This window comes from Nocardiopsis listeri, from assembly GCF_020741345.1.
Classification (GTDB): Bacteria; Actinomycetota; Actinomycetes; order Streptosporangiales; family Streptosporangiaceae; genus Nocardiopsis; species Nocardiopsis listeri_A.
In genome coordinates, this window is sequence record NZ_DYZD01000138.1 from 1 (window position 1) to 7,075 (window position 7,075).

Genomic DNA, 7,075 nt, shown 5'->3' on the forward strand with positions numbered 1-7,075 from the left:
GTGCAGGTCGACGGCCATCATCCGGTCCGCGCCCGCGGTACGGAACAGGTCCGTCATGAGGCGGGCGGAGATGGGCTCGCGGCCACGGTGCTTCTTGTCCTGGCGCGCGTAGCCGAAGAACGGGGTCACCACGGTGATCCGCTTGGCGGAGGCGCGCTTGAGCGCGTCCACCATGATCAACTGCTCCATGATCGACTCGTTGATCGGGTCCGCGTGACACTGGATCACGAAAGCGTCGGACCCTCGCACCGACTCCAGGTAGCGAACGAAGATCTCGCCGTTGGCGAAGGTGTCGAACCGGGTGGGGACGACGTCGATCCCCAACTCCTTGGCCACCTCCTCGGCCAGCGCGGGGTGCGTGCGCCCCGAGAAAAGCATCAGTTGTTTCTGCCCGGTGGCCTTCATCCCGGTCACGTGATTCTCCCCCACAGTCACTGCTCGTCGGCGTCGGCGCCCGCGCGCCGTTCCGCCTGCTCCGCCGCTTCGGCGGAGGCTGTTCCCGGACGCTTGCGAAGCGTCCAGCCCTCGACGTTACGCTGCCGGTGCCCCTCGGAAACGGCCAGGGCCCCCGGTGGAACGTCGTCGCGGACCACGGCCCCGGCTCCGGAGTAGGCACCGTCGCCCACGGTCACGGGCGCGACGATGGTGTTGTCGCTGCCGATGCGCACGTGGTCGCCGATGGTGCTCCGGGACTTGTCGACCCCGTCGTAGTTGACGAACACCGAGGAGCAGCCGATATTGCTGCCCACACCGATGTCGGCGTCGCCCACGTAGGTCAGGTGCGGGATCTTCGATCCGGAGCCCACGTTCGAGTTCTTGACCTCGACGAAGGCCCCGGCCTTGGCCCGCTCGGCCAGGCGGGTGCCCGGCCGGAGGTAGGTGTAGGGACCGACGTCGGCCTCGGCCCCGATCTCGGCGCCCTCCGCGGTGGTCTGACGCACCACCGCGCCGTCACCGACCACGGTGTCGCGCAGGTCGGCGCCGGGGCCGACCTCGGCGTCCTCGCCGATGCGGGTGCTTCCGTACAGCCGGGTGTCCGGGTGCACCACGGTGTCGCGACCGATGGTGACCTCGGCCTCGACCCAGGTCGTCGCGGGGTCCACCACGGTGACGCCGGAGAGCATGAGGTCGTGCAGGAGGCGGTCGTTGAGCAGTCGGCGGGCCTCGGCGAGCTGGGCGCGGTTGTTGACGCCCTGGACCTCGTGCCAGTCGTCGGCGACCCACGCGCCCACCCGGTGACCGTCACCGCGGAGCAGACCGACGACGTCGGTGATGTACTCCTCGCCCTTGGCGTTGTCGCTGGACAGACGCTGGACGACCTCGGTGAGCAGGGCCGCGTCGAAGGCGTACATGCCGGAGTTGATCTCGTCGATGGCGAGCTGCTCGGGCGTCGCGTCGGACTGCTCGACGATCTCGGTGAACTCGCCGTCGGCGTCGCGGACGATGCGGCCGTAGCCGTGCGGATCGGGGACTCGGGCCGACAGAGCGGTGACGGCGTTGCCCTCGCGCTCGTGTTCGGCGATCAGACCCACCAGGGTCTCGCCGCGCAGGAGCGGGGTGTCACCGCAGGTGAGAACCGCGGTCCCGGTGAGCTTGAGCCCTTGGCGGGCCAGGTCCTCCAGGGCCATGCGCACCGCGTGACCGGTACCGTTCTGTTCCTCCTGGATGGCGGTGGACGCCTCGGGGGCGACCCGCGCGAGGTGCTCGGTGAAGTGTTCACGCTTGTGGCCGAGCACCACCACCGTGTGTTCGGGATCGGTCGCCCGCGCCGCTTCGAGAACGTGGCCGAGCATGCTGCGGCCGCCGATCTCGTGAAGCATCTTGGGGAGCTTGGACTTCATCCGGGTGCCCTCTCCTGCGGAGAGGACGATGACGGCAGCCGGGCGTTTCACGCTCACTGAAGGAGACCCCTCGTGATAGCTGGCACTTGAACAGTCGGCTCACCCTTCGGCGGCGCGTCCCGCATGCCGCGCGGGCGGCCGTCGGATGACCGGCGGCCGACATGGGAAGGATACATGCGCGTCATGAGCGCTCTTCTGCGGTGGCGCGCATGGAGGGTGCCGCTGTTTTCGGGCGCCGTGCGGCGGACCCACGGGGCGTGGAGTCGAAAGACCACGTGGGTGGGGCCGCGGCTCGTGTGATCCACACGACCGTGTGGTCACGGTCTCAGGCCTGACGGCGGACCGCTCCCGGACCAGGGCTCGAACCTGGACGATGGGGACCAAAACCCCACATGCTGCCGATTACATCATCCGGGAACGCGACGGGCGGTCCGCCCGTGCGTGCGCCACCAACATAGCGCCTTTCATGGAGGGCTTGCCAAACCTACGGGGTCGTAGGTTACGGTTACGTAAGAATAGGTTGGGCCGTCCCGCCGGGTACACCAGACCCCTGCGACGCCGTTCTGACCAGCGACGACGTTTCCTGCGACGAGGTGTGCAAGACCATGACCGCTGCCCCTGAAGTTCCCACCGAGAGCACCGAGAGCACCGTGACACACGCCCCCAAACGTGAGCCGATACCCGAGTACGAGCCCGAACCGAGGGGCAAGGCCGAGCGCTACACGGTCTTCGCGTTCGTGTTCGTCCCGCTGCTCGCCCTGCTCGCCGCGGTGCCGTTCTTCTGGGGCTGGGGCCTGACGATCACCGACATCGTCATCGCGACGGTCTTCTACGTGATCAGCGGTCTGGGCATCACCGTCGGCTACCACCGTCACTTCACGCACGGTTCCTTCAAGGCCAAGCGCCCGCTGCGCATCGCGTTGGCGATCGCCGGCAGCCTGGCGATCGAGGGCAGCGTCATCAAGTGGGTGGCCGACCACCGCCGCCACCACAAGTACGCGGACGCCGAGGGCGACCCGCACTCCCCGTGGCGCTTCGGCGACGACTGGAAGTCCGTGGCCAAGGGCATGTACTACGCGCACATGGCGTGGATGTACCTGGACGAGAAGAAGACCTCGCCGCGCCGCTTCACCCCGGACCTGCTCAAGGACAAGGACGTCGTCCTCGTCGACAGGCTGTTCCTGCCGATCGTGATGTTCTCCCTGTTCGCCCCGGCCGCCATCGGTGGCCTGGTCACCATGTCCTGGTGGGGCGCGGTCACCGCGTTCTTCTGGGCCAGCCTGGTACGCGTCGCCCTGCTGCACCACGTCACCTGGTCGGTCAACTCCATCTGCCACACCATCGGCGAGGAGAACTTCGAGGTGCGCGACCGCTCCCGCAACGTGTGGTGGCTGGCCATCCCGTCCTTCGGTGAGTCCTGGCACAACCTGCACCACGCGGACCCGACCTGCGCCCGCCACGGTGTGCTCAAGGGCCAGATCGACATCTCCGCCCGGGTCATCTGGCTGTTCGAGAAGTTCGGCTGGGCCACCAAGGTGCGCTGGCCCAACAACGAACGACTCGCCGCCAAGCGGGTCAAGGTCTAGGATCGGTAACCATCATGGGAGCAGCCGACAGCGAACAAGGGACCCGCGTGCGCCGCAAGCGCATGACGGGCAAGGAGCGTCGGCAACAGCTGTTGGGGATCGGCCGGGAGCTGTTCGCCGAACGAGGGTTCGACGCGACCTCCGTTGAGGAGATCGCCGCACGGGCCGGTGTGTCCAAGCCGGTGGTGTACGAGCACTTCGGCGGCAAGGAGGGCATCTACGCCGTCGTCGTGGACCGGGAGATGCGCACTCTCCTGGACATGATGGGCGAGGCCCTCACCGCGGACAACGCACGGAGCAAGATCGAGAAGGCGGCCTTGGCCCTGCTGCGCTACGTCGAGGAGGACAGCGTCGGTTTCCGGGTGCTCACCCGCGACTCCCACGTGGCCTCCGGCACCGGCAGCTTCGCCAGCCTGATCAACGACATCGCCAGCCAGGTCGAACACATCATGGCCGATGAGTTCGACGAACGCGGTTACGATCCCGGGCTCGCCCCCATGTACGCGCAGGCGCTCGTGGGAATGTGGGCGCTGACCGGCCAGTGGTGGCTGGAAGTACGCAAGCCCAAGCGCGAGGTGGTCGCCGCCCACCTGGTCAACCTGGCCTGGAACGGGCTCTCCGCGCTGGAGGCCAAGCCGAGACTGGACACGCGCCGCAAGCGCTCGGTCTGAGGAACATCGTCGGTGGGGCGGGTACGTTTCGTGTACCCGCCCCACTATCTTGATGTCAAGAGATATGCTGTGTCCCATGCGCGATGAGGTGGATGGGCTATTGGAGGCGTGGCGCTCCCAGCGGCCGGACGTGGACGTGTCACCGCTGGAGGTGTTCAGTCGGGTGTCCCGGCTCGCCCGCCACCTGGACCGTGCCAGACGCACCGTGTTCACCGAGCACGCCCTGGAACCCTGGGAGTTCGACGTCCTGTCCGAACTGCGCCGCTCCGGGCCGCCCTATGAGCTCAGCCCCGGCCGGCTGCTGCGCGCCACCCTGGTCACCTCCGGCACCATGACCAATCGGGTCGATCGTCTGACCGCCGCCGACCTGGTGCGCCGCCGCCCCGACCCCGCCGACAAACGCGGCGTGCTGGTGCGACTCACCGACAAGGGCGCCGAACGCATCGACGCCGCCCTGGCCTCCCTGCTCAGCTACGAGGAGACCCTGCTCGCCCCCATGCCCGCCGCCGAGCGCGAGCAGCTGGCATCGTTACTGAGATGCCTCTTGGCCCCCCTCGACAGGACGCCCTCGAGTCAGCAAGGCTGATCACTCGGCGGTACCCGTCCGCTCACCGGGAGTCCGCCTCTGGGCGCGCGTTGATTCCAGTACAGGGTCTTGGTTGGAGAGCATTGTGAGAATCCGGTGGACGGCCGCGGTCGCCGCGGTCCTGGTGGTCGCGGGATGTTCCGGAGGGGGCGGCGAGGAGGAGACGACCACCTCCGCGCAGAGCCACTACCTCTCCCTGGGGGACTCGCTGACCGTCGGTGTGCAGCCCGACGAGTCCGGCTCCCCGCAGGAGACCTCCCAGGGGTACACCGACGTTCTGTACCGCACGCTGAAGGACGCCGACTCCACGCTCCAACACGAGCGGTCGGGCTGCGGCGGCGAGGACACCACCACGTTCATCGAGGGTGGGATCGCCGACTGCGACACCCGCTACGAGCAGGGCTCCCAACTGGACGAGGCCGTGGCCTTCCTGGAGGAGCACGGCGACCGGGTCGCTCTGGTCACCCTCACCATCGGCGGCAACAACTTCACCGACTGCGTGGAGGGCGTGGACCCCGATCCGGAGAGCGAGACCGAGATCGACATCGACGACGTCGGCCTGGACCGGGACTGCGTGGCCAACGGCCTCGAACGGCTGGAGACCGAGGTCCCGGTGATCGCCGAACGGCTCACCGAGGCGGCCGATCCGCAGACCCAGATCGTCGCGATGACCTACTACAACCCCTTCCTCGCCCTCTCACTGCTGGAGCGGAACGAGGAGGGCGACGAGGGCGACGGGGACGCGGAGTCCGGCCTGGCGGGCACCACCGTCGGGATCCTGGAGGACGTCAACGACTCCCTCACTACCATCTACCGGTCGGCCGGGATCGACGTCGCCGACGTCGACGAGGTGTTCGACGGCTCCAACACCACCGTGCCCGACCAGAGCGAGACCGGAATGCCGGTCAACCTGCAGAACATCTGCGATCTGACCTGGATGTGCGACACCGCCCAGGGCCCGGACATCCACACCAACCTCGCCGGGGCCCAGGAGATCGCCGAGGTCTTCCGCGAGCAGGTCCGGTGACACCTCTTGATCCGCTGGTGCCGTCAGGGTCGTACCGTGCCCGGCGGCACCACCGCTTCGGCGATCAGGGCCGCGGCCTCGCCCAGCCGGCCTCGGTCAGGTGGCCCAGCGTGTACCGGCCGTCCTGCGGGTCCGGGGACCGGACCACCCAGCCCGCCTTCTCCAGGAGTGAGATCACCCGGGACGGGAGCGAGAGCGTCGTGTCGGCCCCCGCCGCGAGCTCACTGAGCCGCACCGTCCGTTCGGGCGCCTCGGAGATCTGGGACAGGGCGTTGCACTCGGCCAGGCTCAGGCCCGCTTCGGCGCGGAGCCGAGCGTCCAGACGCACGGGCGGCCACCTCATCGGACTCCATACCGAACGCCAGGTCCGGGCCTCTTCCTGATCCGGCCGGCGGGCGGGGTGTTCTTCGTCATGGCACCAGTCCACTCGATGACTTGACGCGGAAAGTGATCGTTACGAGGCCTCGTGAAGAGTCCTCGGGGAAGAGGGGATTTCCATGAACCGCATCCCGCGCACCGACATCGACGTCTTCCCGCTGCACCTGGCGGCAACACCTTTCACCGAGGCAGCGCGCCCTCGATGAGGGAGACGATCTCGGGGGCGTCGGGGACGGTCGTGGGACGGAAGCGGTGAACGGCGCCGTCGGGCAGGACGAGGAACTTCTCGAAGTTCCACTTGATCCGCCCGGCGGTGCCGTTGGCGTCGGGGACCTCGGTGAGGGCGGTGTACAGCGGGTGGCGGCCACGACCGTTCACCTTGACCTTGCCCGTCATGGGGAACGTCACCCCCCAGGTCATCGAGCAGTACTCGGCGATCTTGTCCTCACCGCCGAACTCCTGGAGGAACTGGTTGCTGGGAAGGCCCAGCACGGTGAAGCCTCGGTCGGCGTAGCGCTCCTGCAGGTCCTCCAGGGCGGCGTACTGCGGGGTCAGACCGCATCGGGAGGCGACGTTCACCACCAGACGCACCTTTCCCGCCCACTCGCCGAAGGTGGTCTCGCGCCCGTCGATCAGGGTCACCGGGATGTCGTCCAGTTCCGCCATGTCACTCCCTCGCGTCAGTCGCCGACGAGTTCGGCCTGTTCCAGCCAGACCATCTCCAGCTCGTCCTTCTCCGCGGCCAGGGCCTTGGCCTCCGCGTCGAGCTCGGCGAGCCTGGTGTAGTCCTCGGCGGCCTCGGCCATCTGCTCGTGCAGCCGGGCCTCCTGCTTGGCGATCTTGTCCATCCGCCGTTCGACGCGCTGCATCTCCTTCTGGGCGGCGCGACGCTCGGCCGCCGAGACGATCGGCGCCTCGTCCTCGGCCGGTTTGTCGGCGGCGACCGTCTCGGAGGCTCCCAGCGGCACGGTGACGTCACCGGCGCG

At 68.3% G+C, this 7,075-nt stretch carries 8 protein-coding genes and 1 pseudogene; 4 read left to right on the forward strand and 5 right to left on the reverse strand.

Annotated elements, in window-relative coordinates; translation table 11 throughout:
- Both prs and glmU read right to left on the reverse strand, forming a co-directional pair.
- Window positions 1–414 (reverse strand): ribose-phosphate diphosphokinase (gene prs, locus K8V84_RS08000; RefSeq protein WP_304072454.1); only part of this gene is annotated, 414 nt, incomplete at its 3' end.
- Between the two features lie 17 nt (window positions 415–431).
- Window positions 432–1,898 (reverse strand): bifunctional UDP-N-acetylglucosamine diphosphorylase/glucosamine-1-phosphate N-acetyltransferase GlmU, encoded by a 1,467-nt coding sequence (gene glmU, locus K8V84_RS08005; protein WP_304072456.1) that lies wholly within the window; start codon window positions 1,896–1,898, stop codon window positions 432–434.
- Window positions 1,899–2,446: 548 nt separating this feature from the next.
- Here glmU and K8V84_RS08010 point away from each other — a divergent pair.
- The 4 genes from K8V84_RS08010 (at window position 2,447) to K8V84_RS08025 (ending at window position 5,711) form a co-directional block, all read left to right on the forward strand.
- Complete coding sequence (locus K8V84_RS08010; RefSeq protein WP_304072459.1) at window positions 2,447–3,427, forward strand: acyl-CoA desaturase; 981 nt, start codon at window positions 2,447–2,449, stop codon at window positions 3,425–3,427.
- A 14-nt stretch (window positions 3,428–3,441) separates the two neighbouring features.
- Window positions 3,442–4,098: a TetR/AcrR family transcriptional regulator gene (locus tag K8V84_RS08015; protein WP_304072462.1), complete on the forward strand. Its 657-nt coding sequence runs from the start codon at window positions 3,442–3,444 to the stop codon at window positions 4,096–4,098.
- A 76-nt stretch (window positions 4,099–4,174) separates the two neighbouring features.
- Window positions 4,175–4,684 carry a MarR family winged helix-turn-helix transcriptional regulator gene (locus tag K8V84_RS08020; protein ID WP_304072465.1) on the forward strand — a complete coding sequence of 170 codons (510 nt, stop codon included), beginning with the start codon at window positions 4,175–4,177 and terminating at the stop codon, window positions 4,682–4,684.
- Window positions 4,685–4,769: 85 nt separating this feature from the next.
- The gene (locus K8V84_RS08025) at window positions 4,770–5,711 is read left to right on the forward strand and encodes a GDSL-type esterase/lipase family protein (RefSeq protein WP_304072468.1); all 942 of its coding nucleotides are present in this window, start codon (window positions 4,770–4,772) and stop codon (window positions 5,709–5,711) included.
- A gap of 64 nt (window positions 5,712–5,775) precedes the next feature.
- Here the strand turns inward: K8V84_RS08025 and K8V84_RS08030 are convergent, their stop codons facing one another.
- The 3 genes and pseudogenes from K8V84_RS08030 to K8V84_RS08040 form a co-directional block, all read right to left on the reverse strand.
- A complete protein-coding gene (locus tag K8V84_RS08030) occupies window positions 5,776–6,039 on the reverse strand; it encodes a MarR family winged helix-turn-helix transcriptional regulator (RefSeq protein ID WP_304072471.1) in 264 nt (87 codons plus the stop codon).
- A 230-nt stretch (window positions 6,040–6,269) separates the two neighbouring features.
- The gene (locus K8V84_RS08035) at window positions 6,270–6,755 is read right to left on the reverse strand and encodes a glutathione peroxidase (protein WP_304072475.1); all 486 of its coding nucleotides are present in this window, start codon (window positions 6,753–6,755) and stop codon (window positions 6,270–6,272) included.
- A 14-nt stretch (window positions 6,756–6,769) separates the two neighbouring features.
- Window positions 6,770–7,075 (reverse strand): annotated as a pseudogene (locus K8V84_RS08040) (ABC transporter ATP-binding protein); the annotation flags it as partial.

Excerpts from the sequence above, each read along its gene's own strand:
- K8V84_RS08020 (WP_304072465.1), top strand. The coding sequence starts at position 4,175 with ATGCGCGATGAGGTGGATGGGCTATTGGAGGCGTGGCGCTCCCAGCGG.
- K8V84_RS08010 (WP_304072459.1), top strand. The coding sequence starts at position 2,447 with ATGACCGCTGCCCCTGAAGTTCCCACCGAGAGCACCGAGAGCACCGTG.
- K8V84_RS08035 (WP_304072475.1), bottom strand. The coding sequence starts at position 6,755 with ATGGCGGAACTGGACGACATCCCGGTGACCCTGATCGACGGGCGCGAG.
- K8V84_RS08015 (WP_304072462.1), top strand. The coding sequence starts at position 3,442 with ATGGGAGCAGCCGACAGCGAACAAGGGACCCGCGTGCGCCGCAAGCGC.